General features: G+C 55.1%; 27 protein-coding genes. 18 read left to right on the top strand and 9 right to left on the bottom strand.

Annotated features, from left to right (window positions below):
* The first annotated feature begins 26 nt into the window (after positions 1-26).
* The 9 genes from prmB (at position 27) to CHH28_RS17755 (ending at position 7,234) form a co-directional block, all read left to right on the top strand.
* Positions 27-959, top strand: coding sequence for a 50S ribosomal protein L3 N(5)-glutamine methyltransferase (gene prmB / locus CHH28_RS17795; RefSeq protein WP_094061585.1), 933 nt, complete (start codon positions 27-29; stop codon positions 957-959).
* 15 nt (positions 960-974) lie between these two features.
* On the top strand, positions 975-2,081 hold the full coding sequence (gene aroC / locus CHH28_RS17790) for a chorismate synthase (protein WP_094061584.1): 1,107 nt from the start codon (positions 975-977) through the stop codon (positions 2,079-2,081).
* Positions 2,078-3,256, top strand: coding sequence for an MFS transporter (locus CHH28_RS17785; protein WP_157729992.1), 1,179 nt, complete (start codon positions 2,078-2,080; stop codon positions 3,254-3,256). Before aroC ends, CHH28_RS17785 begins: the two co-directional genes overlap by 4 nt.
* 35 nt (positions 3,257-3,291) lie before the next feature.
* Positions 3,292-3,543 (top strand): hypothetical protein, encoded by a 252-nt coding sequence (locus CHH28_RS17780; protein WP_094061582.1) that lies wholly within the window; start codon positions 3,292-3,294, stop codon positions 3,541-3,543.
* A 205-nt stretch (positions 3,544-3,748) separates the two neighbouring features.
* Positions 3,749-4,144, top strand: a complete 396-nt coding sequence (locus CHH28_RS17775) for a phasin family protein (protein ID WP_094061581.1) — start codon at positions 3,749-3,751, stop codon at positions 4,142-4,144.
* 112 nt (positions 4,145-4,256) lie between these two features.
* The gene (locus CHH28_RS17770) at positions 4,257-6,071 is read left to right on the top strand and encodes a PHA/PHB synthase family protein (protein ID WP_094061580.1); all 1,815 of its coding nucleotides are present in this window, start codon (positions 4,257-4,259) and stop codon (positions 6,069-6,071) included.
* Between the two features lie 226 nt (positions 6,072-6,297).
* Positions 6,298-6,741, top strand: a complete 444-nt coding sequence (locus tag CHH28_RS17765) for a hypothetical protein (RefSeq protein ID WP_094061579.1) — start codon at positions 6,298-6,300, stop codon at positions 6,739-6,741.
* The gene (locus CHH28_RS17760) at positions 6,731-7,000 is read left to right on the top strand and encodes a YheU family protein (RefSeq protein WP_094061578.1); all 270 of its coding nucleotides are present in this window, start codon (positions 6,731-6,733) and stop codon (positions 6,998-7,000) included. The genes CHH28_RS17765 and CHH28_RS17760 overlap by 11 nt, the downstream gene beginning before the upstream one ends.
* A gap of 27 nt (positions 7,001-7,027) precedes the next feature.
* On the top strand, positions 7,028-7,234 hold the full coding sequence (locus CHH28_RS17755; protein ID WP_094061577.1) for a hypothetical protein: 207 nt from the start codon (positions 7,028-7,030) through the stop codon (positions 7,232-7,234).
* A gap of 8 nt (positions 7,235-7,242) precedes the next feature.
* On the opposite strand, the gene mnmC is transcribed toward CHH28_RS17755, so the two are convergent.
* Positions 7,243-9,294, bottom strand: a complete 2,052-nt coding sequence (gene mnmC / locus CHH28_RS17750) for a bifunctional tRNA (5-methylaminomethyl-2-thiouridine)(34)-methyltransferase MnmD/FAD-dependent 5-carboxymethylaminomethyl-2-thiouridine(34) oxidoreductase MnmC (RefSeq protein WP_094061576.1) — start codon at positions 9,292-9,294, stop codon at positions 7,243-7,245.
* Between the two features lie 58 nt (positions 9,295-9,352).
* On the opposite strand from mnmC, the gene CHH28_RS17745 reads away from it, so the two are divergent.
* Positions 9,353-10,234 carry an AEC family transporter gene (locus CHH28_RS17745; RefSeq protein ID WP_094061575.1) on the top strand — a complete coding sequence of 294 codons (882 nt, stop codon included), beginning with the start codon at positions 9,353-9,355 and terminating at the stop codon, positions 10,232-10,234.
* 138 nt (positions 10,235-10,372) lie between these two features.
* Here CHH28_RS17745 and CHH28_RS17740 read toward each other — a convergent pair whose 3' ends face one another.
* Positions 10,373-10,984: a peptidylprolyl isomerase gene (locus CHH28_RS17740; protein WP_233243652.1), complete on the bottom strand. Its 612-nt coding sequence runs from the start codon at positions 10,982-10,984 to the stop codon at positions 10,373-10,375.
* 23 nt (positions 10,985-11,007) lie between these two features.
* On the opposite strand from CHH28_RS17740, the gene CHH28_RS17735 reads away from it, so the two are divergent.
* A complete protein-coding gene (locus CHH28_RS17735; protein ID WP_094061574.1) occupies positions 11,008-11,310 on the top strand; it encodes a SelT/SelW/SelH family protein in 303 nt (100 codons plus the stop codon).
* 66 nt (positions 11,311-11,376) lie between these two features.
* On the opposite strand, the gene CHH28_RS17730 is transcribed toward CHH28_RS17735, so the two are convergent.
* Both CHH28_RS17730 and CHH28_RS17725 read right to left on the bottom strand, forming a co-directional pair.
* A complete protein-coding gene (locus tag CHH28_RS17730) occupies positions 11,377-12,042 on the bottom strand; it encodes a TIGR04211 family SH3 domain-containing protein (protein ID WP_094061573.1) in 666 nt (221 codons plus the stop codon).
* A gap of 22 nt (positions 12,043-12,064) precedes the next feature.
* Positions 12,065-12,364, bottom strand: coding sequence for a YciI family protein (locus tag CHH28_RS17725; protein ID WP_094061572.1), 300 nt, complete (start codon positions 12,362-12,364; stop codon positions 12,065-12,067).
* Between the two features lie 143 nt (positions 12,365-12,507).
* Here CHH28_RS17725 and CHH28_RS17720 point away from each other — a divergent pair, with 143 nt between their 5' ends.
* From CHH28_RS17720 to rluB, 6 genes are read left to right on the top strand one after another with little or no spacing between them, the layout of a single operon-like run.
* A complete protein-coding gene (locus CHH28_RS17720; RefSeq protein ID WP_094061571.1) occupies positions 12,508-13,350 on the top strand; it encodes a PHP domain-containing protein in 843 nt (280 codons plus the stop codon).
* An 18-nt stretch (positions 13,351-13,368) separates the two neighbouring features.
* On the top strand, positions 13,369-13,989 hold the full coding sequence (locus CHH28_RS17715) for an L-threonylcarbamoyladenylate synthase (RefSeq protein ID WP_094061570.1): 621 nt from the start codon (positions 13,369-13,371) through the stop codon (positions 13,987-13,989).
* Positions 13,990-14,045: 56 nt separating this feature from the next.
* Positions 14,046-15,071, top strand: coding sequence for a tryptophan--tRNA ligase (trpS, locus tag CHH28_RS17710; RefSeq protein ID WP_094061569.1), 1,026 nt, complete (start codon positions 14,046-14,048; stop codon positions 15,069-15,071).
* Between the two features lie 50 nt (positions 15,072-15,121).
* Positions 15,122-15,967 (top strand): segregation and condensation protein A, encoded by an 846-nt coding sequence (locus CHH28_RS17705; RefSeq protein WP_199243938.1) that lies wholly within the window; start codon positions 15,122-15,124, stop codon positions 15,965-15,967.
* Complete coding sequence (gene scpB, locus CHH28_RS17700) at positions 15,960-16,823, top strand: SMC-Scp complex subunit ScpB (protein WP_094061568.1); 864 nt, start codon at positions 15,960-15,962, stop codon at positions 16,821-16,823. Before CHH28_RS17705 ends, scpB begins: the two co-directional genes overlap by 8 nt.
* Positions 16,824-16,826: 3 nt before the next feature.
* Positions 16,827-17,669, top strand: coding sequence for a 23S rRNA pseudouridine(2605) synthase RluB (rluB, locus tag CHH28_RS17695; RefSeq protein WP_094061567.1), 843 nt, complete (start codon positions 16,827-16,829; stop codon positions 17,667-17,669).
* Here the strand turns inward: rluB and CHH28_RS17690 are convergent, their stop codons facing one another.
* The 5 genes from CHH28_RS17690 to CHH28_RS17670 all read right to left on the bottom strand — a co-directional run bounded on the left by CHH28_RS17690 (position 17,670) and on the right by CHH28_RS17670 (position 22,450).
* Complete coding sequence (locus tag CHH28_RS17690; protein ID WP_094061566.1) at positions 17,670-18,623, bottom strand: GGDEF domain-containing protein; 954 nt, start codon at positions 18,621-18,623, stop codon at positions 17,670-17,672.
* 298 nt (positions 18,624-18,921) lie between these two features.
* Complete coding sequence (locus CHH28_RS17685) at positions 18,922-19,674, bottom strand: YciK family oxidoreductase (RefSeq protein WP_094061565.1); 753 nt, start codon at positions 19,672-19,674, stop codon at positions 18,922-18,924.
* Positions 19,675-19,698: 24 nt separating this feature from the next.
* Positions 19,699-20,364, bottom strand: coding sequence for an HAD family hydrolase (locus CHH28_RS17680; RefSeq protein WP_094061564.1), 666 nt, complete (start codon positions 20,362-20,364; stop codon positions 19,699-19,701).
* Positions 20,361-21,083 (bottom strand): bifunctional 2-polyprenyl-6-hydroxyphenol methylase/3-demethylubiquinol 3-O-methyltransferase UbiG, encoded by a 723-nt coding sequence (gene ubiG / locus CHH28_RS17675; RefSeq protein WP_094061563.1) that lies wholly within the window; start codon positions 21,081-21,083, stop codon positions 20,361-20,363. The genes CHH28_RS17680 and ubiG overlap by 4 nt, the downstream gene beginning before the upstream one ends.
* Before the next feature lie 56 nt (positions 21,084-21,139).
* Positions 21,140-22,450 carry a TRZ/ATZ family hydrolase gene (locus CHH28_RS17670; protein WP_094061562.1) on the bottom strand — a complete coding sequence of 437 codons (1,311 nt, stop codon included), beginning with the start codon at positions 22,448-22,450 and terminating at the stop codon, positions 21,140-21,142.
* Between the two features lie 242 nt (positions 22,451-22,692).
* On the opposite strand from CHH28_RS17670, the gene gyrA reads away from it, so the two are divergent.
* Complete coding sequence (gyrA, locus tag CHH28_RS17665) at positions 22,693-25,365, top strand: DNA gyrase subunit A (RefSeq protein ID WP_094061561.1); 2,673 nt, start codon at positions 22,693-22,695, stop codon at positions 25,363-25,365.
* The last annotated feature ends 12 nt before the right edge of the window (positions 25,366-25,377 follow it).

Genomic DNA, 25,377 nt, shown 5'->3' with positions numbered 1-25,377 from the left:
CTACTGTTGAGCGACCGACGCCTTCCATGATTACCGACGCCCAGCTCCAATCCGCTGTTACCGATCTGCGCACCTTGCAGGATTTCGTTCGCTGGGGCGCCAGTCGCCTCGCCGCCAGTGAGGTGTATTTCGGTCATGGTACGGACAACCCGTGGGACGATGCGCTGGTGCTGGTTGCTCACGCGCTCAATTTGCCGTGGGATATGCCGGCAGAATGGCGCACCTCGCGACTGACCGAAGATGAGCGTCAGCAGGTCGCACATTTGTTGCAGCAGCGTGTCAATCAACGTGTGCCAACGCCTTATCTCACCGGCGAAGCCTGGTTTTGTGGTCAGCCGTATTTGGTGGATGAACGTGTGCTGATTCCGCGCTCGCCCATCGGTGAGATGATTCAGCAGTATTTTGCGCCTTATTGGCAGCCCGCGCGCTCGCCGCAACGCATCTTGGACGTGTGCAGTGGCAGCGGCTGCATCGGTTTGGCCTGCGCTTATGCCTACCCAGATGCCCAAGTCGAATTACTGGAGCTGTCGCTCGATGCATTGCAAGTGGCCGAAGCCAACATTGAGCGCCACCAGATGCACGACCGAGTGGTGGCGCTGCAGTCGGACTTATTGTCCGCCGCTGACGGTCGCTACGATCTGATTGTCTCCAATCCGCCGTATGTCGATGCCGATGATATGGCGTGCCTGCCGGATGAGTATCGGCACGAACCGGAACTGGCCCTGGCGGCGGGCGAAGACGGCTTGGACCTAGTGCATATTATGTTATCCCAGGCGCGTCAGTATCTGTCCGATGACGGCTTGTTGGTGGTTGAAGTCGGCAACAGCTGGCCCGCACTGGCGGCTGCCTACCCAGATGTTGACTTTGATTGGGTATCGTTTGAACACGGTGGCCATGGTGTGTTTGTGCTGCAAGCGCAGCAGTTGGATGCTTTGAGCCAGTCGCTCAAGCAGGATTAAATAACGAGTTAAATTATGTCCGGAAATACCTTTGGTAAAAGTTTCACTGTGACCACCTTTGGTGAAAGTCACGGTTTGGCCCTGGGCGCCATTGTTGATGGTTGCCCGCCGGGCATCGAACTAAGCGAGGCGGATCTGCAAGCCGATCTGGATCGTCGCAAGCCCGGTACATCGCGTTATACCACGCAGCGCCGCGAGCCCGATCAGGTGAAAATTTTGTCCGGCGTGTTTGAGGGCAAAACCACCGGCACACCGATTGGCCTGTTGGTCGAAAATACCGATCAGCGCTCAAAAGACTATTCCAACATTGCCGAGACATTCCGCCCGGCCCACGCTGATTACGCTTACAACCATAAATACGGTTTCCGTGATTATCGCGGTGGCGGGCGATCATCAGCGCGCGAAACGGCCATGCGTGTCGCGGCCGGTGCCATCGCCAAAAAAGTGCTGGCACAAAAAGGCATTCAGATTCGAGGCTATTTGTCGCAGCTGGGCCCGATCAAAATCGAGCAGTTTGATTGGCAAGAAGTGCATAACAATCCGTTCTTTTGCCCAGACGTCAGTAAAGTCGCTGAGATGGAAGACTACATGACGGCGCTGCGCAAAGAGGGCAATTCTGTTGGCGCAAAGATCTCCGTGGTTGCCAGTGGCCTGTTCCCTGGGCTGGGAGAGCCGATTTTTGATCGCCTGGATGCCGACTTGGCCCATGCGTTGATGAGCATCAATGCGGTCAAAGGCGTGGAAATCGGTGACGGCTTTGAGGTGGTGGAGCAAAAAGGCACCGAGCATCGCGATGAAATGACACCGGATGGCTTTTTATCCAATCACGCCGGTGGCGTTCTGGGCGGAATCAGCACCGGCCAAGACATCATTGCTCACATCGCGCTGAAACCGACGTCCAGCATGGTGATACCGGGTCGCTCAATCGATACACACGGCAATGAAATTGAAGTGGTCACCAAAGGTCGCCACGACCCTTGTGTTGGCATTCGCGCCACCCCAATCGCAGAAGCCATGATGGCCATCGTATTGGCCGATCATTGGTTGCGTCATCGTGGCCAAAACGCCGATGTGCACTGCTCGACGCCGGTAATCCCAGCGCAGGCGACTGCTGGCGAGTGAATCACAGTTCTGCCTCGGCGGCCGTTCGGCCGCCGTTTAAACGTCTTTCTTTATTCTACGCCCTGTATTTTGCCCTCTTAGGTTGTATTGCCCCGTTTTGGGGGCTGTACCTGGAACAACGTGGTTTCAGTGCCAGTGAAATTGGCACTTTGATGGCGGTGTTTGGCTTGGTGCGCATTCTGGCGCCTAACGTCTGGGCTTGGGTCGGGCGGCATCATTTGTCACCTTTGCCGATGATTCGTTTGGCCGGCTTTTTCACCTTATTGTGCTTTTCCGCCATGCCCTGGGTCGACAGCTTTTATGGCATGGCGCTGGTTATGCTGACCTACGGTTTCTTCTGGGCGGCCATGCTGCCGCAATACGAGGCGCTGACGTTGCAGGCGGTGGCCAGCCGGATGGAATGGTATGGCCGTATTCGAGTATGGGGCTCGATCGGGTTTATCGCGGCGGTGGTGGTCTTGGGGGCGCTGCTGGAAAAGTGGTCGATGGACTGGCTGCCGCGCGTCATGTGGCTGTTGATGCTGGTTATCTGGCTCAATGCCTGGACCTTGCCTGCGGCCATTGGCCGTTCGATTGCGCAAGCCGTGAGCGGTGGGGTGATGCGCTGTTTGGCGCAGCGGCCGGTGTGGTTATTCTTGCTGATGACGCTGTTGTTGCAGGTCAGCTTCGGGCCTTACTACACCTTCTTTTCTATCTATTTAGAGCAACATGGCTATGGTCGCATTCCGGTTGGCTTACTGTGGGCCCTGGGGGTGTTGGCGGAAGTGCTGTTCTTCTGGCAGTTTCACCGCGTGATGTTGCGTCTGAGTTGGCGGCATTGGTTTTCGCTGGCGTTGCTACTGACCGCAGTGCGTTGGTGGGTGATCGGCGCGCAAGTGGAGTCGCTGAGTTGGATCGTATTGGTGCAGCTGTTTCATGCCTTTAGTTTTGCCGCCATGCATGCGGTATCGATGCGCTATTTACAGCATTATTTTCCTGGGCCTTTGTTGGCCTCAGGCCAGGCGGTTTATTCCAGTTTGGGGTTTGGTTTGGGCGGCGCCATCGGTGCTTGGTTGAGTGGTTTGGCTTGGCAGTCTATGGGTGGCAGCGTGGTATTTTATGCGGCTGGTTTGATTGCCTTGCTTGCCGCTATGATGGCCTGGTTGGCCTTGCCGAAACGGCTCACCACTGCGTAATCTAAAAACGCTGGATATTCTCTAGAGGGATCAATATGAAAATTAATATAACGTTTGATATGACGCCGGATGAATTTCGCCGCTTAATGGGTTGGCCCGACGTGGCCGAATTTCAGCGTGAGCTGTTTGAACAGATGTTAACAAAGATGCAATCCGGTGAGGATGGCTACGATCCGCTGTCGCTGTATCAGCCAATGATGAAAGAAGGCATGAACAGCATGAGCCAATTTCAGAGCATGATGTTCAATATGATGTCAGGTTCTAAACCCGGTAAAACAGAAGAATAAATCTATCTAATAAATGTGGCAATTAGGGTCAAATCTGTCTGCCATTGTTACGTTTCTTCCCGCACTGTGTACGGTGGTAGTAAGAAAGCATGATTTTGGTCAAGCTGTCGTTACTTTCGGTGGCGGTCGTCATCGAACTGTAAGATATACTCAGCTACCATCGGACTACCGATTACGGCAATAAAACCTTTGAAGGAGCGAGACCATGCAAGAGAACATCTTGAACGCATTCGCGGAGCAGGCTAAGACCATGTATGCCCCTATGAGCAAGTTCAATACTCTGTTTGTTGATAACATGGAAAAGATGACGGACTTTCAACTCGGCGCAATCAAGGCTTATGCGGAAATGGGCTTGGATCAAATGAAAAAGGCAGCGGATATCAAAGATACCGACAGCCTGCGCGCTTACACCGCTTCTCAGGCAGAAGCAGCCACGGCCCTGAACAAAAAAATCATGGAAGATGCCAAAGCTATGTCGGACATGGCGATGGAATTCAAAACTCAGGTTGAGAGCATCATGGAAGAAGCCCGTAGCACAGCGTCTGCCACCGCGACTTCTACTGCCAAAACCACATCGGCAAAAACTAAATCTGCTGCCTGATTTCAGGTGGCAGGTGCCGGGCAAGGCAGGCAGCCAGTTTGTTGTTTGTTTTGCCGCACTAAAGGCCACCTTTGGGTGGCCTTTTTTATGGGCGAATAATGTAGGGTGATGTATGAGCGTAGTGCAAAAGGAAACCGTCGAGACAGCCATTAAAGACTTCTATGACATGGCGCTGAGAGCCACGGAACAATACACCAGCGTCATGGATAAAGTAGTGAATCAGCAGACGTCAGCCGACGATCCTGCCGCTTCAGTAATGACCGATTTTAACGAAGCGTTTCGTGAATTAAGCGAAGCCATGATGTCGAATCCACAAAAAATCATGGCCGATCAAATGGAGCTGATGAAAAAGCAGCAAGAGCTTTTTCAAAGCACATTGCTGCGATTTATGGGCAAGGAAGTCGAGCCAGTGGTTGTGCCAGAGCGCACTGATCGCCGCTTTAAAGACGAGCAATGGCAAGATAATCCAGTCTTTGATTTTCTAAAGCAATTGTATTTATTGCAGTCGCAAGCAGTGACTAAAATGGTTCACGAAACGGAAGGACTGAGCGATCATGCTCGTCAGAAAGTGGAGTATTTCACACGCCAATACGTGAATGCGGTGTCACCGACCAATTTCGCTGCACTTAACCCAGAAGTGATTCGCAAAGCCGTCGAAACTGGCGGTGGCAGTTTGTTAAAAGGTCTAGAGCAGCTGTCAGAAGATATGGAAGCCAGCGTTAAAGGCGCATTGAACGTGGCCATGACTGATACCAGCGCTTTTCAAGTCGGCCGTAACTTGGCGACGACGCCTGGCAAGGTGGTCTATCAAAATGACCTGATGCAGCTGATTCAATACACCCCGAGTACAGAAAAAACCTTTAAACGTCCGCTGCTGATTATTCCGCCATTTATTAACAAGTACTACATCCTGGATATGCGGGATAAAAACTCCTTTGTTAAGTGGCTGGTGGATCAAGGCCATACCGTCTTTATGATTTCTTGGGTGAATCCTGGCCCTGCGCTGCGCGATAAAGATTTTACCGCTTACATGAAGGAAGGGCCGTTAGAGGCCATCAGTGCAATTGAAAAAGCCACGGGCGAAAAAGAGGTCAATGCCATTGGTTATTGTCTGGGTGGTACCTTATTGGCGGCGACCCTGGCGTATTTGAAGAAAAAAAAGCAAGAGCCGATCAAAGCAGCCACCTTTATGGCCACACTGACGGACTTTTCGCAACCTGGTGAAATCGGTGTGTTTATTAATGAAACTGCGATTTCCGGTCTAGAGAAGCAAATGAATGCGCTGGGTTACTACGATGGCCGGCAAATGGCATTCAGCTTTAATACCCTGCGCGAAAACGATCTGTTCTGGTCGTTCTTTATTAATAACTACTTGAAAGGTGAGCGCCCAGCGGCCTTTGATTTGCTGTATTGGAATACCGACAGCACCAATCTGCCGGCAGCGATGCACTCTTTCTATTTGCGCAATATGTATCTGCACAATCGTTTGATTGAAAAAGATGCCATTGAACTGGACGGCGTGAAGTTGGATTTGCGCCAGATAAAAGTGCCGACCTACTACATCTCTACCGCGCAAGATCACATTGCTTTGTGGCAGGCGACGTACACAGGTGCCAAGTTAATGTCCGGTAAAAACCGCTTTGTATTGGGCGGTTCGGGTCATATCGCTGGCATTGTCAATCCGCCGGAAGCCAATAAGTATGGTTATTGGACCAATGAGAAGATTCCAGACAGCCCAGATGAGTGGTATCAAGGCGCCACTAACCATGAGGGCTCCTGGTGGTTGGATTGGCAGCAATGGGTCTTGGACCAAGGCAATATGGAACAAGTGGCCGCTCGCCAGCCTGGTGATGCTGAGCTGAAACCCATCGAAGATGCGCCAGGGCGATACGTCAAACAGCGCATCTTTGATGTGCTCGCCAAGTAAGATGTTAAGCCCCGCCAGTCGGGGCTTTTTTGTATCTCGTGGTTTTTGATAACGGATGGGCACCACCAAGAATGTTGCAGTCGACTTATGCGGCGCATCTAACTGCTTGCTGTGAAAGCGTTTTTCGCTATTATGCAAACAGCTGCCGGGTCATTAATACGCTGGTCAGCTGGCAGGTGTAATTGAAGAACAGGGTGTGTGCTCAGGCCCGAAGTAAGGAATCAATGTGTCGAGATTTGATCAGGAATCCGTGGTTTACGGGGTTATCCGTAACATTCCCAATGGTGATGATTTTTCTGCTCGCCTACAGCGCCGCACCAACTGGCGTGCTATTCAGGCGCTGCCGCTCGGCAGTGATGATGAATGGACGCTGTTGTGCCGGGAAATGTTCTCTATGCCGGGTGATGATCTGTTCAGCGGTACCTATCATTCGCAATTGATCCATTTTGCAGCCTCCTACAAAGCGGTGGAGTACGAATGGGAGCACTGGCTGGGGCAGTTCGAAAGTCTGCTCAAAGGCATGTATTGGGTGTCGGCGACGGTCCATTTGGAAACCGAGCTGGCCGGCAAACACACCTTTAGCTGGGCGGTCGAAAGTGGCCATGCACCATCGGATGCTGAGCTAAGAATGAGCTGCGAATGGGAGCGGGAGGCTGGTTTTGCCGTATGACGACAGCCCAGACCATGGGGTGCTGGAGATTCCGTATCAACAGCTGAGTGCCGACGCCCTAGACGGCGTGTTGCAGGAATTTGTTGGTCGAGAGGGCACAGACTATGGCGACTACGACGTCAGCTTGGAGCAGAAAAAGGCACAAGTGCTGGAACAGCTGAAAAGTGGCCAAGCGCTGTTGCTATTTGACCCGATCGGCCAGAGCTGTCACATTGAACGAACGGAAGTCGTGCGCCAGCATGGCTTACAGCCCGATTAAACGCCTCAAACGGCACTGGAGGGGCGCATGAAGCCTATCAGTGAAATCGAGCAAAGGCGGCTAAGACGCCGAGTGCACGACGCCATCGAAGACATCGACGCGATGAAGGAGCAGCTGGCCGAGATTCGCCACTGCTGCCAGGAGTTGTCGCAACTGATGCGGGAAATCCGTGAAAATGGCGAGCAAGCGCGTGAGCGTGCTCGCCGCCGGCAAAACATCAAACGCGTCGTTTGACCTGTCCGTTATTCCTTTGCATCGGCGCTGATCTTGCGCCGCACCATATCACGCAGCAAAAAACGGCTGGGTGACAGTGCTTCTGCCACCGTGTTGGTGGTGGGCAAACCGTCGCTATCCAGCTGCGCTGCTAACAGCTCTGCGCATAAGGCCGCCGATGCCAATCCTCTGGAGCCATGGCCGATATTGAGCCACAAACCCTTTAAATAGGGCATGTCCGTTGTTGGAACATGCTTGGCATTTTTCACCATAGGCGCAAAGCGCTGCAAAAACGCCTGGGTGTCGACCACAGGCCCAGCCATAGGCAAGTAGTCCGGTGTGCTGCAACGAAATCCCACACGGCCGCCGCTCACCCTTGCTGTGCTGGCATCAATGGCAAAGTCTTGCAGGTGCGACACATTGCTCTGATGGTCCTGTTCGCGCAGCTTTGGGTCGTTGTCGTTCAGATTGTAACTGGCGCCCAAGCACACCTTGCCGTCGTAAGCCGGTGGCATATAGCTGCGCGCGCACAGCACTGTGCTGGGAGACGGTACACTGCCTGCCTCTAGATAGCTCAGCTGGCCGCGAATGGCTTTCACCGGCAAATAGGCATCAGGCAGCAGCGACTTGGCATCGTGTGCGGTCGCAATCACCAGCTGGTCGCACTCGATTTCGCTCTCCTCTGTGCTGACGCGCCAGCCATGAGGTTGATGCGACAGCGCAGTCACGGTGCGCTGTTGAAATACGATATTGCTGTGCTGTGCCAACGCGTGACAGTAGGCTACTGGATTGACCCAGCCTGCAGCGGGGAAAAACAAACCGCCCGTTGTCAGTGCTATGCCCGCTAGAGCGCTGGCTTGCTGTGCGTCAACCGGGTAGAGCAGTTCGGCGGAAGGGCACTGGCGCTGGATAAAACTGCGCTGGCGTTTGTCCTCTTGTTCGCTGTACGCCAGTTGCAACACACCGCATTGGCGCCAGTGCGGATTGTTGTCAGCGCTTCCCAGCACCCGCTTAACACTGCTTAGGGCGGCAACAAAGGCGCTGCGATAGAAGTCGCTGTGCACGGCATTATCGCCAGCCGCTAGCTTGATGTAGAGGCCGCCTTGCGGATTGCCCGACGCCGCTTGCGCTATCCCAGCGCCATCGATGAGGGTGACGCGATAACCGCGTTCAGCCAGTGCACGGGCGCTGCTGCAGCCAGCCAAACCGGCCCCGACGACCACAATGTGTTGGCTGTTAGGCACGGCATTGGGGGGGCGTTGCCAGGGCTTTAGGCGCGACAGCAATGGCCGTTCAGGGCCGCAGCTGTAATCAAATTGGGCGCAAAGCATGTCGCGTTTGCGACCGAAGCCGGCCACTTTTTTCACCCGAAAGCCAGCACCGCGCAATGCTCGTTTGACAAAACCGGCGGCAGTGAAGGTCGCCAGTGTCGTTCCTGGGTGGCTCAACCAGCGTATGTGTTGGAACAGCTCATTGCTCCACATTTGTGGATTTTTCGCTGGAGCAAAACCGTCCAGATACCAAGCGTGCACTGGTCCTTGCAATTGCGGCAGTGCTTCAGCGACGTCGTCAAAGATGAGCGTCAGTCTTACGTTATGCTCGGGCCAATGCAAATGATGCGCGCCCGGCTCCAGCATCGGGTATTGCTGCAGTAATCGTTCTGTTAACGGTGCCAACTCCGGCCACAAAGCCAGCGCGCGAGTCAGCTGCTGTTTGGTCAGCGGGAATTTTTCCACACTGGTGAAATGCAAATAGCCCTGGCCGTGCTCGGCAAAGGCTTGCCAGGTGGCGAGAAAATTCAACCCAGTGCCGAAGCCGGTTTCGATGATGCGGAAATTCTTTGGGCAGTCGGGGGCAGCAAAGCGCTGCGGTAAATCGTTGTGCCGCAAAAACACATGACGTGTTTCATTTAAGCCGTCATCAACGGAAAAATAGGTGTCGTCGAATTGGTTGGCAACGGGCTGGCCGTCATCGCGCCAGTGTAAATCGGCGTTGCGCAACGATGACGGCTGGTTGTCGCTGGAGTTAGAGGGATCGGAAGTCACGGAAATTGAGTTCTGGCGTGCTTGAATAAAGACCATAGTCTACACCGGGCTGCGAATGGCAGACAGGGGCGGCGCGGCACTTTAGAATGGCGCCATGCTGTATGACATATTTTCTATTATGGCGCCGGTGCTCGCCTGCGCTGCCATTGGTTTTGGTTGGGCGCGCAGTGGTCATGGATTTGACCCGGATTTTATTTCACGTTTGGTGTTAAACATCGGTGCTCCGTGTTTAATGCTATCAGTGATGTCGTCCGTTGAGCTGGATATGCAGGCGTTTCAGCGCACCGCGCTGGCGTGTGTGCTGATTGCGGCGCTGATGGCGTTGGCCGGTAGCCTTATTCCCCGCTGGTTGGGGCACGATGTGCGTGCCTTTTTACCGTCATTTATGTTTCCCAATGTTGGCAATATGGGTCTGCCGGTGTGCTTTTTGGCCTTTGGTCAAGAAGGTTTGGCACTGGCGCTGGCCTTTTTTATGGTGCTGTCGTTGGCGCATTTCCCGGTTGGAATTTTAATGGCCGGTGGCAAACAAGCGGGTGGGGCCGCAGGCCTTTTGAAAATGCCCATTTTATATGCAGTCATCATTGCACTGTCGCTGTTGTGGTTTGACTGGCAGCTACCTGCTCCTGTGTTTAATTCGGTGCAGCTATTGGGCGGCATGGCCATTCCATTGATGTTGATTACCCTGGGCGTTTCACTGCAGCGGCTGCAAGTGCGGCAGTGGCGTCAGGCACTGATTTACAGCGGCTTGCGCATAGGTGGTGGTCTGTTGGCTGGATTGCTGGTGGTGTGGTTGTTGGATTTGCAAGGCGCTGAGCGCGGCGTAGTGTTGTTGCAGGCAGCCATGCCGGTGGCGGTGTTTAATTTTCTATTCGCGGAGCGCTATCAGCGTGAACCGCAAGCGGTGGCCGGCATGGTGGTAATGTCGACGCTGATGTCATTTGCCACCGTACCGTTACTGTTGTTCTGGCTGATTTAGGCAAGCGCTGCAGAGCTTGGTTTGCTCTGAGCGCCCTACGGTTTTGGAGCGCCAAGTCTGCTCCAGGCAGCGGCGCACACCGTGGCTCAGGGCATCGGTAATGCCGGGCTGCACTGGCCAGCCCGTGCTGAGAGGTCGCTACTCTTCTACGACGATTACATCGGTGATCACGATGTTTTCCAATGGACGATCGCGCGCTCCGGTGGCCGTGGCGGCAATGGCATCCACGACTTCCATACCGCTGGTGACGGTGCCAAACACCGCGTAGCCAAAATCACGCACGCCATGGTTTAGAAACTGATTGTCTTTCACATTAATAAAGAATTGGCTGGTGGCGCTGTCGACCACGGCCGTGCGGGCCATGGCTACGGTGCCACGCTGATTGAGCAGGCCATTGTCGGCTTCGTTTTTAATGCCCGGCAAGGTGACCTTTTTCTTCATTTTTTCTGTGTAGCCACCGCCTTGAATCATAAAATCTTTGATCACACGATGGAAAATCGTGCCATCGTAATGGTCGGCGCTGACATAGGTGAGAAAATTGTCGACGGTGATTGGCGCTTTGCTGCGGTTGAGCTGCAAACGAATGTCGCCGGCGCTGGTTTTAATGTCGACGCTGACCAGCTCATCCTGTTGGTCCGTATTGTTTGTGTTTGTGTTTGTGTTTGTGTTTGTGATGGCCGCGCTGCCGTCATTGGCACTGGCTAAGCTGGCTGCCAACATCAAGGCGGCGGCTGCGATATACTGGCGCATAATTTAGTCTCCTTAGGTGTGGCATGAAACATACGGTAACCATTGTCTTTTGTGAAGGCTGTCGTTGGGCGTTGCGCTCAGGTTGGTATGCACAAGAATTGTTGAGCACATTTCAGGGCCAGTTGGGCGGTGTACTGTTACAGCCAGGTGAGCAAGGGCAGTTTCAGGTGTGGGTGGGCGAGCAATTAATCTGGTGTCGCAAACGCGACGGCGGATTCCCTGACGCCGCGGATTTAAAGCGCCGCGTGCGCGATATAGCCGCAGAAGGGCAATCGTTGGGGCATTGTGACCTACCCCAGGCGGATGAAGGAGCCTCGGCTAGCTGATATCTTGATGCCATCCCGCGCCAGTGCCAACCAGCGCGAAATTGTGCCGAGCTTCCTACGTTTTAACTACACCCAGCCGCTGCTGCTGCGCTTGCCGCGCAGGGCTGGCAAAATCAAACCGGCCAAAATACCAATGATGACCAGCGCGCCGCCGTAAATGAGATACGTCGAGTGATTGTCGGAGCGCAGCTGGCTATTTTCCGCTGTCAGTGCTTCGACTTGAATTTCCAGGTCCTGATTTCTCAGCGTCAGTCGCTTGGCTTTTTCATCCAATGCCAGCGCATTTTCGGATATGGCGGTAATACGCTCTAAATCTTGCTGCAGTTGTTCGTTTTGCTGTTGCAAGGTGGTGGAGCTGTCGGAGGCGTTGGTCACCTGCTGTTGCAGTTGATTGCGTTGTTGCTGTACTTCTGCCAGTTCGGTTTTTAACGATTCCAACTCGCGCTGAGCAAAAATCAGTTTTTCTTTTGCCACTGGCTCGTTGTCAAGAAAGCGGGTCAATACAAAGCCTTCATCGCCTTTATCGGTTTTGACCTTGGTGTAATCCGAGTCGGCCAATTCCTCAACAAAAATCAGGTGTTCACCGCTTTGCAGGGATTTAATAATGCGATATTCCTGCCCTGGACCGGTGCGCAGTGGCAGCCAGAGTTCATCTTTTACGTAGCGCTTTTCGACCGCCATAGCAGCACTGGTCAGCAATGATAACAGCACGATGCTGGTCAGATATTTCACAATTTACTCCTTAACAACCGGCTTATGGCAGTACTTTTTTAAACGGCTTAACAGTCACTTGCTGATACACGCCAGCGGCCACGTAAGGGTCGTCATCGGCCCACTGTTGCGCGTCGCTTAGGCTATCGAATTCGGCCACCACCAAGCTGCCGCTAAAGCCTGCGTCGCCTGGATCGTGGCTATCAATAGCAGGGTGAGGACCTGCCAGCAATAGTCGCCCTTGTTGCTTCAGTTGTTCAAGCCTTTGCAAGTGCGCCGGGCGCGCGTCCAAACGCAGGTTAAGACTGTCCGCGACATCTTCGCTGATAATGGCATACCACATGGTGCTGATCCTTATTGCAAACAATTGGGCGAGGCGTGTCAGTCGTCATATTGGCTGCTGGACTGGTGAATAATCACGCTCGCCTGGGTGGCGCTCAGGATATACTATGGCCTTTCATATTGCGAAACCGGTAAAGGTCCTTCTTGGCTTCAGTAATCGATCTTCATTGTCACTCCACCGCCTCCGATGGCAAGTTGGCGCCATCGGCATTAGTCGAGCGCGCAGCCGGTCAGGGCGTAGAGGTGCTGGCGCTCACCGACCACGACACATTAGCCGGGCAGCAAGAGGCGCGCGGCGCTGCTGAGCGCCTGGGGATACAGCTGGTGTCTGGTATCGAGTTGTCATGCGTGTGGGGTGGCGCCACGATTCACATCGTCGGTTTGGATATGCAGCTCGACAGTGCCGCTATGCAACAGGCCGAAGTGGCACAGCTGGAGGCACGCAAACAGCGTGCGCACACCATTGCCGAGCGTTTGAGCCGGCGTTTGCACACCGATATTCCGTTGGCCGAGATTCAACGCTACGCCGGCGGTGAGCTGGTGGGGCGGCCACACTTTGCTCAGTATTTGGTCGACCAGCAGTTGGTGCCATCGATGGCGGTGGCATTTAAGAAATACCTAGGCGCTGGCAAACCGGGCGATGTTAAAGCCAATTGGCCAGCGTTGGAGCAAGTGGTGCGCTGGATCGTCGATGCTGGCGGTATTGCGGTGTTGGCCCATGCGCATTTGTACAAAATGACGCGCACCAAATTACGCGCTTGTATCAGTGATTTTATTGACGCCGGTGGACGTGCGCTGGAAGTCAGCTATGGCAATATGGACGCAGACCAGCAACGCCGAATGGTGGCGTTGGCGCAAGAATTTGAGCTGCTGGGCTCATGCGGCAGTGATTTTCACGGCCCCAATCGTTTTGGTTTGGACCTTGGAGTAATGCCCGCATTTCCCGCCGATATTGAGCCCGTCTGGCAGCATTTTCGCTCAGCTTGAGCGGTACAGGAGTATATCTTGAGTCAGTTTTTCCAGATCCATCCCGAAAATCCACAACCACGATTGATCAAACAAGCGGCAGAAATTCTCAAACAAGGCGGGCTGGCAGTGATCCCGACGGATTGCGCTTACGCATTGGCCTGTCGCATCGGCGACAAACAAGCCACGGAGCGTGTACAGCGTTTGCGCCAGCTCGGTGCGCAGCACAACTTCACCTTGCTGTGCCGGGATTTGTCGGAGCTGTCGAACTTTGCCAAAGTCGACAACAGCGAATACCGCTTATTAAAAGCTCACACTCCGGGCGCCTTTACCTTTATTTTGCCGGCAACGCGTGAAGTGCCACGTCTGCTGATGCATCCGAAAAAACGCACCATTGGCATTCGTGTGCCGGATAATGCCATTGCCATGGACCTGCTGACAGAGATGAACGAGCCCCTGATGACAACGTCATTGATTATGCCGGGGGACGAGTTGCCTTTGTCGGACCCTTATGACATCCGCCAGACCCTCGAGCACCAATTAGAGCTGGTGATAGACGGCGGCTACTGCGGCTTTGAAGCCACCACCGTGATCGACATGACCAGCGAAACCGTCGAAGTGATTCGCCAAGGTGCGGGAGACGCATCGGCGTTTCTCTAAAGCGCTGCCATCCGGTATCATGCCCTGCTTTCTGAACAGCAGGGCATGCTCATATCATGACTAAGAAACGTGTTCTTACCGGCATTACCACCACGGGAACGCCGCACCTGGGCAACTATGTCGGTGCCATTCGTCCCGCGATTGCGGCGAGTCGCAGCGACGATACCGAGTCCTTTTTCTTTTTGGCCAACTTCCACGCACTGATCAAGTGCCAGGATCCTAAGGCCGTGCATCAGTCGACCAAAGAAATCGCCGCCACTTGGTTAGCTCTCGGCTTGGACCCGGAGCAGGCCACGTTTTACCGTCAGTCTGATATTCATGAAATCCCTGAGCTGAACTGGGTGCTGAGTTGTGTTTGCGCCAAAGGCCTGATGAATCGCGCCCATGCCTATAAAGCCGCGGTGGATGCCAACGTCGCTGAAGGCGAAGATGCCGACAAAGCCATCACTATGGGTTTGTTTAATTACCCGGTGCTGATGGCGGCCGATATTTTGATGTTCAATGCTGACCAGGTGCCGGTGGGCAAGGATCAAATCCAGCACATTGAGATGGCGCGCGACATGGCACAGCGCTTCAACCACCTGTTTGCCAGCAAAAAACAGCCGTTGCTGACGTTGCCGAATTATCAGGTGGATGAGCACGTGGCGGTGCTGCAGGGGCTCGATGGCCGCAAGATGAGCAAAAGCTACGGCAATACCATCCCGCTGTTCCTGACTGAAAAGCAATTGCGCAAGCACATCAATAAAATCAAAACCAACTTGCTGGAGCCGGGTGAAGCGAAAGATCCGGATGATTCTACCGTGTTCCAAATTTGGCAGGCCTTTGCCAACGAAGAGCAAACCGCTGAGATGCGGCAAGCGTTTGCCGATGGCATTGGCTGGGGCGACGCCAAGGGCAAGCTATTTGAGCTGGTTAATGCCGAGCTGGCCGAGCCGCGTGAGCGCTACAACGATCTGATGGAGCGTCCGCAAGACATTGAGGACATTCTGCAGATGGGCGCCGCCAAAGCGCGTAAAATCAGCCAGCCGCTGCTGCAGCAGATTCGCCAAGCGGTGGGTATTTATCCGCTGTCTCAGGACTAACACAAAGGCGGCCGTTGCCGTCACATCGCGGCGCACATAAGGGAGTCGATATGGCAACAGAAACACCCGCGCACCCGGTCGCCGCGCAACAGGAAATGCCGTTTGCTTTGGTTCAGGGGCAGCCGCTGACGCAGTTGCCGCTGGACCTATACATACCGCCCGATGCGCTGGAAGTCATTCTGGAGCAATTTGAAGGGCCGCTGGATCTGCTGCTGTACCTGATTCGCAAACAGAATCTCGACATTCTTGAAATCAACGTTGCCGACATCGTCGATCAGTACCTGACCTACATCGATATGATGAAGGCGCTGCAGTTGGAGCTGGCGGCGGAATATCTGGTGATGGCGGCCATGTTGGCAGAGATCAAAAGCCGGGTGCTGTTGCCGCGCCAGCAAAGCGAGAACGGCGATGAAGAAGACCCGCGCGCCGAGCTGATTCGTCGCTTGCAGGATTACGAGCGCTTTAAAACCGCCGCCGAAGACTTAGACGCACTGCCGCGTTTGGAGCGCGACACCTTTCTTGCCGAGGTGGATGGCCCAGATCGTATTCAAGAGCGCTTGCACCCTGAGGTGGATATGCGTGAGTTGATGCTGGCCTTTGCCACGGTACTGCGCCGCGCTGAACGTTCTGAACACCATGAAGTGCAGCGCGAGCAACTATCGACACGTGAGCGCATGTCGCAGGTGTTGGAGCAGTTGCAGGGCGGGCACTTTGTCGCTTTTCGAACGCTGTTTAGCAGCGATGAGGGGCGCTTGGGCGTAGTGGTGACCTTTTTGGCCTTACTCGAGCTGGTGAAAGAGTCGCTGGTGGAGTTGGTGCAACAAGAAACCCTAGGCCCGATTTATGTAAAAGCCAGAATGTCGGAGCGCTTTGCAGAGGAGGAAGAGCGTGAGTGATCGACCGCCTTTGGCCAGTATTCTAGAAGCGGTATTGGCCGCCGCCGGTGGGCCAGTGTCGCTGGAGCGTATGCAGTCGGTGTTTGAGGACCATGAGGTACCGTCGGCGGCGGATTTACGTGAGGCCTTAGCGGCGTTGCGGCAACAGCTGCAAGTGCGCGGTTTGGAATTGGTCGAGGTGGCGTCGGGCTATCGCTTGCAAGTGCGACCGGAAGTGGCGCCTTGGGTGGCGCGTCTGTGGGAAGAGAAGCCGCAGCGGTACTCGCGCGCGCTATTGGAAACTCTCGCTCTGATTGCCTATCGTCAACCCATTACGCGCGGTGACATTGAAGATGTGCGTGGTGTGGTGGTCAGCTCCAGCATTATGAAGACGTTGCTGGAGCGAGAATGGGTGCGTGTGGTGGGGCATCGTGATGTGCCTGGGCGCCCAGCAATGTACGCCACCACCCGCCAGTTTCTCGATTATTTTGGCCTCAAAAGCCTCGATGACATGCCCAGCTTGCAGGAAATCCGCGAGTTGGACGACGCTAATCGCAAGTTGCAGTTGGGTGATGATGCGGAAGTGCGTCAGGCTACGCCGGGCAGTTACGACTTCACCAGCAGCGAAGAGGTGGAACAGCGCGGCGCTGATGTGCTGGCTGACACCGAGCAAGATTTGAACGCCGCCGCCGAGCTGGTTGCCAAGGTTGAGGCTGGAGTGTTCAACAAAGACACAAGCGAATCGCCAGAGCCGCAAGATGAGTTGCAACAGGCGCTGGCGCGTTTGCAGGCGAAGGACGACGAGCCTGCAACAGACAACAGTGCTGATACGTCGAGCCAAGATGGCGACGAGTCGGCCTCGAACCACGAAGAGTAAAACATGAACGAAAGAATTCAGAAGCTGCTGGCGGATGCGGGCATTGCTTCTCGACGTGAGGCCGAACGCTGGATTGCCGATGGCCGCATTACCGTCAATGGCGTCAAGGCACAGTTGGGCGACCGCGCCTCGCGCGAAGACATGGTGCGCGTCGATGGCCGCACCGTTAAATTGGCGGAAGCGGGCCGTACCCGTCGCGTGCTGGCCTACAACAAGCCGGTCGGTGAAGTGTGCACCCGCACCGACCCCGATGGCCGCGCGACGGTATTTGATCATTTGCCACACACTCGTGGTGAGCGTTGGATTAACGTCGGCCGCTTGGATATCAATACCTCTGGGCTGTTGCTGTTCACTACCGATGGTGAGCTGGCCAACAAACTGATGCATCCGTCGTCCGGTGTCGACCGTGAGTACGCTGTGCGTGTGCGTGGTGATGTCGATGAAGCCATGATCGCGCGCTTAAAAGAAGGCGTTTTACTGGATGACGGCCTGGCTCGCTTTACCGACGTGCAGTTCTTTGACGGTGAGGGCCAGAACAAGTGGTTCCATGTGGTGTTAATGGAAGGCAAAAACCGCGAAGTGCGGCGCTTGTGGGAAAGCCAGGGAGTGGAAGTCAGTCGACTTAAGCGTGTGCGCTATGGCTGTATTTTTATGCCGGCCAATGTGCCTGTGGGCACTTGGGTGGAGCTGCAACAGCGTGAAGTGAACGATCTGGCCGACTTGGTCGGTCTTGAGCGCAAAGTCCGCCGCCGCTTGGTCGGCAAAGAGAAAGAGCGCTTTCAGCGTGTGCAAAAGCGCCAGAAGGTCCGTCAAACAGCGCAGCGTCGCCGCCGCGCCGCACGCTAATCAGTCAGCCTTCGCTGGCGGCAGCTCTGAGTGCAGGTCGGTTTCGCAAATCACTCGGTTGCGGCCGCCGCTTTTAGCGGCGTACAGCGCCTCATCGGCGCGATGCAGCAAACTGTCTTTATCATCATCGCCGTGCAGGGTAACGCAACCTAGGCTGGCCGACAGTTGGATGTCCCCCTGGCTGCCCTGTAATCGCAATGCCTCGATGCTGATGCGGATACGCTCGGCAATGCGCAAGGCGCCACTGGCGCTGGCGCCAGACAATACAATGATGAATTCCTCACCGCCATAGCGGAAACTCATGTCGGTTTGGCGAATGCAGCTGGAAATGCACTCCACGGTTTGTTGCAGCACCTTGTCGCCGCAGCTGTGGCCGTGCTTGTCATTGATCTGCTTGAACCAATCCAAATCGATCATCAGCAGCGATAACGCATGTTGATGGCGTTTAGACAGTTCAATTTCACGTACCAAGGTTCTGTCCAGTGCAGCGCGGTTGCCCGCGCCAGTCAGTGGATCACGAAAGGCCGCTGCCAGCGCTGAGTGATAGCGCAAGGCGTTACGCACCGGATACACCAGTGTGGTCAGCAGACCTTCGATATTGGCCAGCTCATGCTCACGAAAGCGCGTGCTGCGATGAAAGTTAAGGTCGCCCATATAATCTCCCTGAGTCTGCAAGCGATAGTGAACGCTGTGCTGACTCTGCTTTCCTTGGCTAATATGGAGGCCATTGTTGGCGTGATGAAAGGTGATTCCATCAACCAGAATCGCTTGCTGGATTTCATCGAAGAAAATCTCCAACAACTGCTGCAGTTCCAGTGTGGTTTGCAGCTTGCCGGATAGGCGTAGCAGCAGTTCTGGGCGTAGATCGGGCCGTGGGGCAAGATCCCCAATGCTGGTGACGATTTTCTCGTCGCGGAGCTCTGCTCGACCGTTGCTGTGTAATGGACTCACCATGAGTCACCTCATACTGATCGTGTTCTGTATTCTCCCTAAGCGATTAGCGTGCCACTTTTTTAAGAAAGATAAACTCCATAAAAATCAATTGGTTATGAATTCTGCTGTGGCTGTGTGGCAATAAATCGTCTTTTTTGACACCTTGCTGGCCTGGAAAAGCGTCAAATGCTTGATATGTGACAGCTTGAGAAGATGGCGCTTTTCTGACGCTTAACGCCGAGCGGGATGGCGTAACTGGTCTGCTTGGGATGATGGCAGCAATCCTTGCCGCTGGCGGCAAGGATTGCCCGCAGGCAGGTTAGGCGCTCGGCGCGCGCTGTGGTTGTGCGTCCAGGCTTTGGCCGTGGGTGTCTTTTGATGTCGGCGACATCAAGTGCAGATACAGCGGCATGATGTCCTCGATGGCCGTCACTGTGGTCGGGTCTTCGGCCGGGAAGGCGGCGGCTCGCATGCTGGTGCGGGTGGCGCCTGGGTTGATGCAGTTAACGCGAATCTGGCTGGTGTTTTCCAACTCCTGTGCCAGCACTTGCATCAGTCCCTCGGTGGCAAACTTTGATACGCTGTAGGCGCCCCAATAGGCTCGGCCCTGACGTCCGACCGAGCTGGTGGTGAAAATCACCGAGGCGTCGGCCGGCGCTTGGCGCAGCAGCGGCAGCAGGTGTTTGATCAGCGCAAACTGACCGTTGACGTTGACCTGCATAACGCGCTGAAAGGTATTCCAGTCGTAGCTTTCCAATGGCGTGCGCTGACCTAGAATGCTGGCGTTCATGAGTACGCCATCCAGATGGTTAAAGTGCTGTTCAATCAGGCTGGCCAGTTCACGAAAGGCTTCTTCGTCTTGCGTTTCCAAATCGAACGGCAATACCGCCGCTTGCGGTAGGCCTTCTTGCTCGATCAGATCGTAGGTGTCATTCAGGGCTTCTTGTGTGCGGCCCAGCAGTAACACAGTCGCGCCAGCGCGTGCGTAGGTCAGTGCCGCTTCGCGACCGATGCCATAGCCTGCGCCGGTGACGAGAATGGTGCGTCCAGATAAAGATAAGTTTGCAGTCATGATCGCTGTCTTGTCGGTGGCAGTTTATAAGTAGTGAGAGAGTAGGCGTTGCAGATCCTGGGGCTGATCCAGCACCGCATCGGCTTGCCATTGGTCGGCTTCCGTCGGATCGCTTACATAGCCAAACCGGCAGCCGAGCGTGGGCATGCCAGCGGCGCGCCCGGCGTCAATGTCGCGCTGGTGATCGCCAATGTACCAGCAGTGTGCAGGTTCCAGTTGCAACTGCTGCGCGGCGAGCAGTAACGGCTCTGGGTGCGGCTTGGCATGGTTGACGTCTTCCGGGCACACCACTACGGGGCTGGTCAATGGCATGCGTTGCAGCAGCAGCTCGGTGTAACGGCGTGGTTTGTTGGTGACAATGCCCCAGGCAATGTTGGAATTATTGAGCCGCGCAAGCAGTGACTCGAACCCCTGAAACAACTGGCACCGGCTGCCAATGTACTGCTCGTAGCAGTCGAGCAGTAGCTGGCGTTTTGCTGCAAAGCCATCGGCCTCTGGGCTGATTTCCCAGGTGAGGCTGGTCAATGCGGTACCGCCGTTGCTGACTTGCTCCCGAATGCGCTGATCGTCCAAAGCACTCAGGCCGGCTTGCTGGCGCAGTTGGTTCACTACACCGAAGAAATCCGGTGCAGTATCGACCAAGGTGCCGTCTAGGTCGAACAACACTGCGGCTGGGCGTGGCAAGCTCATGCGGCGGCTGGGCGCTGTGTCGCCATCAGATAATTCACACTGACGTCGGACTCTGTCAGTTTGTAGTGCTTGGTGATGGGGTTGTAGGTCATGCCCGTCATGTGCAGCACTTCCAGTTCGGTGTCCCGGCACCAGCCCGCCAATTCGCTGGGCTTGATGAATTTGTTGTAATCATGGGTACCCGCTGGCAATAGGCGCAGTACGTACTCGGCGCCGATGATGGCAAACAAATACGATTTAGGGTTGCGATTGATGGTGGAGAAAAATACCTGGCCACCGGGTTTGACCAACTCAAAGCAGGCTTTGACCACGGAAGACGGGTCCGGCACGTGCTCCAGCATCTCTAGGCAGGTGACCACATCGAAGCTGGCAGGTTGTTGCTGCGCCAGAGTTTCTACTTCAATGCGTTGATAGTCGACCTCAACACCCGATTCCAGTGCGTGCAGCTTGGCCACGTTGAGTGGCGCTTCGCCCATATCGATGCCCATCACCTGAGCACCGCGTTGGGCCATGCTTTCGCTCAAAATACCGCCGCCGCAACCGACGTCCAGCACTCGTTTGCCAGCTAGCCCGGCGTGCTGGTCGATGTAGTTGGCGCGCAGTGGGTTGATGTCGTGCAGCGGTTTGAACTCACTTTCTTTGTCCCACCAACGGCTGGCCAGCGCTTCGAACTTGGCAATCTCGCCTGCGTCTACGTTGTTGTTGGGTCTGTCGGTCATGGTGTTCTCCACAATTGCTCACTTACGCAGTGGCTGGTGTTGCCGCTGCCGTCGTTTCACTGCGCACGAATGCGCTGTTGCCAACTGCTGGCGATGGCCGTTAACGAGTCGAGGCTGTTATCGGTCAGTTGGCCGTCGCGCACTTTGGCTTTGCCGGCCACCCAGCAATGACTGAGATGACGGCTAGCGTCGGTATACACCAGCTGCGATATTGGATCGTACAGCGGTTGCTGGGGTAATTCTGTCAGTCGAATGGCTTGAATGTCGGCACGTTTGCCCACCGTCAATGAACCAGTGGTTTCGTCAATGCCCAGCGCTTTGGCGCTGCCCATGGTGGCGCAATACAGTGCTTGCCAAGCGGGCACGGCGGCAGCGTCACCGGCCACGGCTTTGGCCAGCATGGCGGCGGTCTTCATTTCACCTTGCAGGTTCAGGTCGTTGTTGCTGGCAGCGCCATCAGTGCCCAGCCCAACGTTCACGCCAGACTTCAGCAGTGTGTGGATGGGGCAAAAGCCGCTGGCCAGTTTCAAATTGGACTCTGGGCAATGCACTACCGAAGCGCCGCTGCGCGTCAGTAGCTGGATGTCGCTGTCGTCGACCTGAGTCATGTGGACGCAGCTGACTCGCTCGGTCAAAAAGCCCAGCTCTGCCAGCCTGTGAGATGGTCTAAGGCCGTGCAGCTCGAGGCTTTGCTCCACTTCAAAGGCGGTTTCATGCAGGTGAATCTGCACCGGTAGATCCAGTTGATCGGCCAGCGTGGTGATTTCTTTTAATGGCTCATCGGACACGGTGTATGGCGCATGTGGGCCGAAGCCAAAGGTCAACAATGGGTTGTGGCGATGGTGGTCGTGGGCATCGATGGCTTTGCGAATGTACTCGTCGGCGTTTTGCGCAAAATTGGTCGGGAAGTCGATGATCGGGGTAAAGATGACCGCTCCGATACCGGCCTCGACCGCGGCTTCTGCACAGGCTTGTGGGTAAAAGTACATGTCGGCGAAGGTAGTGGTGCCAGATAGCAGCATCTCAGCGATCGCCAGGCGCGTGCCGTCACGCACGAAATCATGGTCGACCCAGCGTGCCTCCGCCGGCCAGATATGCTCCTGCAGCCAAGTCATCAGTGGTTGATCATCGGCCATGCCACGAAACAGGCTCATGGCGGCATGGCCGTGGCTGTTAATAAAGCCTGGCAATACCACGTGATCGTTCAGTTGCTCAACGTGCTCTGCCTGCCAGCGGCAGTCGTCACTGGCTTCGATAGCAACAATGTTGCCGTCTTTAATAACGATGGCTTGATGCTGGGCCAGTTGGCCGTTTGCGCTGTCCATGGTGGCGAGCCAGCGAGCGTGAATGATCAGGTCTGCCTGCATGTGCAAATTCGTCGTTGATAACTGAGAGCACAGTATACCCATCCGCTGCGCCCGGCGCAGCGTCTTTGACGCTCTCCGGCTTGTCCTTTGCCTCGCTAGGTATCTCTTTGATTTGTGGTATGATTCCGGGCTTTATTGCACAAGCCATTGAGGCGCGCTGGCGCATTCAGGGCATCAACACGGACCGTATCACCACAGCCGCAATGTCAGTTCGGTGATTCGCACAAACAGGCCGAAAACGTATGGGTGACATAGCCAAAGAAGTTCTGCCAATTAATATTGAGGACGAGCTGCAACAGTCGTACCTCGATTACGCCATGAGCGTAATCGTTGGGCGAGCTTTACCAGATGTTCGCGATGGTCTGAAGCCGGTGCATCGCCGGGTTCTGCATGCCATGAACGTGCTCGGCAATGATTGGAATAAACCGTACAAAAAATCTGCCCGTGTGGTGGGTGACGTGATCGGTAAATATCACCCTCACGGTGACTCTGCGGTGTACGACACCATCGTGCGGATGGCGCAAGACTTTTCCATGCGTTATCTGATGGTGGATGGCCAAGGTAACTTCGGCTCCATCGACGGCGACTCTGCGGCGGCGATGCGTTACACCGAAGTACGCATGGCCAAACTGAGCCATGAAATGCTGGCTGATATCGACAAAGAAACCGTCGATTGGGTGCCCAACTACGACGGCACTGAGCAAATCCCCGAAGTGCTGCCAACGCGTGTACCGAATCTGCTGGTGAATGGCTCATCCGGTATTGCCGTCGGCATGGCGACCAATATTCCGCCGCACAACCTGACGGAAGTCATGAACGGTTGTTTGGCGCTGATCGACAATCCGGATTTGGATATCGACCAGCTGATGGAATACATCCCTGGTCCTGACTTCCCAACCGGCGCCTTTATTAACGGTCGCGATGGCATTGTGGAAGCCTATCGCACTGGCCGTGGCCGCATTTATATGCGTGCCCGTCATCAGTTTGAAGAAAACGACTCTAGCGGCAAAGTCAGCATTGTGTTCACCGAAATCCCGTACATGGTGAACAAGGCGCGCTTGATTGAAAAAATCGCTGAGCTGGTAAAAGACAAAAAGCTGGAAGGCATTACCGAACTGCGCGATGAGTCGGACAAAGACGGCATGCGCGTGGTGGTGGAGCTGCGTCGCGGCGAAATGCCCGAAGTGGTGCTGAACAATCTGTTTGCCCAGACTCAGCTGCAAACCGTGTTTGGCATCAATACCGTGGCGCTGGTGGACGGTCAGCCGAAAACGCTGAATCTGAAGCAGCTGCTGGAAGCCTTTGTGAAGCACCGCCGCGAGGTGGTGACTCGTCGTACCATTTATGAACTGCGCAAAGCGCGTGAACGTGGTCACATCTTGGAAGGTCTGGCGCTGGCACTGGCCAACATCGACCCAGTGATCGAGCTGATTAAATCTTCGCCCACCGGCGCCGAAGCGAAAGAACGCTTAATTGCCACAGCGTGGGAGCCAGGCGACGTACTGGACATGCTGGAGCGCGCCGGTGAGGACGCCTGTCGCCCAGACGACCTGCCAGAGCAGTTCGGCTTCCGCAACGGCTTGTATTATTTGTCGCCAGCACAAGCGCAAGCGATTCTTGATTTGCGGTTGCAAAAGCTGACCGGCCTTGAGCACGAAAAGCTGATCGAAGAGTACCAGGTGAAGCTGGCAGAAATTGCCGAGTACCTGGAGATTCTGGCCAGCTCTGAGCGCTTGATGCAGGTGATTCGCGAAGAATTAGAAGCCGTTCGTGCGGAATACGGTGACGAGCGTCGCACTGAAATTATTGCCGTTAAGCGTGACCTGACCATGGCCGACCTGATCCCAGAAGAGGATCTGGTATTGACCTTATCGCACAGTGGTTACGCCAAAACCCAGCCGCTGTCTGCTTATCAGGCCCAGCGCCGTGGCGGCAAAGGCCGCTCAGCAACGGCGGTGAAAGAAGAAGATTTTGTTGAACACCTGTTAGTGGTGAACAGTCATGAAACCGTATTGTGCTTCTCCGATGCCGGTAAGGTGTACTGGCTGACGGTGTACGACATCCCGCAAGCCAGTCGAGCAGCAAAAGGCCGCCCGATTGTGAACTTGCTGAATCTGTCTGACGGTGAGCGCATCACTGCCATCTTGCCGGTGCCGGAATACAGCGCTGATCGCTACGTGTTTATGGCCACCGCCAAAGGCACTGTGAAGAAAACCACCCTGGATCAATTCTCCCGTCCGCGCTCCAGTGGCTTGATTGCTTGTGAATTGGACGACGGTGATCACCTGGTTGGCGTGGCCATCACCGATGGCAGTCAGGACGTGTTGATTCTCAGTGATGCCGGCAAAGCGGTGCGCTTTAAAGAGTCGGATGTTCGCGCCATGGGCCGTACCGCGCGAGGTGTGCGTGGTATTCGCATGGCCGATGAGCAGCAGGTGATCTCGCTGATCATCCCGCAAGAGGGTGGCTCGGTGTTAACCGCTTCCGAGCGTGGCTTTGGCAAACGCACCGATGTGGAAGAATTCCCGACCAAAGGTCGTGGCACCCAAGGTGTGATCGCCATGGCCTGCAGTGAGCGTAACGGTGCATTGGTGGGTGCCGTACAGGTGTTCAGTGGCGATGAAGTTATGCTGGTGAGCGATCAAGGCACCCTGGTACGTACCAGCACCGACGGTGTGTCGCAACTGGGCCGTAACACTCAAGGCGTGACGCTGATTCGTATTGCCGATGGCGAAAAACTGATCGGTGTTGAGCGTATTTGTGAAGCCGATGATGGCATCGAAGACGACGGTATTGACGACGAGGGCATTGACGGTGAAGGCGGCACACAGGCCGACGCATCGTCTGGCGATCAAACCCAGCTTGATGAGGCTGGCGACGACACTACTGACGACAACAGCGGCAACGACGAATAACGGGAGCAGCCT

This window comes from Bacterioplanes sanyensis, assembly GCF_002237535.1.
In the GTDB taxonomy this organism is placed as follows: Bacteria; Pseudomonadota; Gammaproteobacteria; order Pseudomonadales; family Oceanobacteraceae; genus Bacterioplanes; species Bacterioplanes sanyensis_A.
The sequence above is the reverse complement of the archived record's forward strand: the minus strand, read 5'-3'. Positions and strand labels throughout refer to the sequence as shown.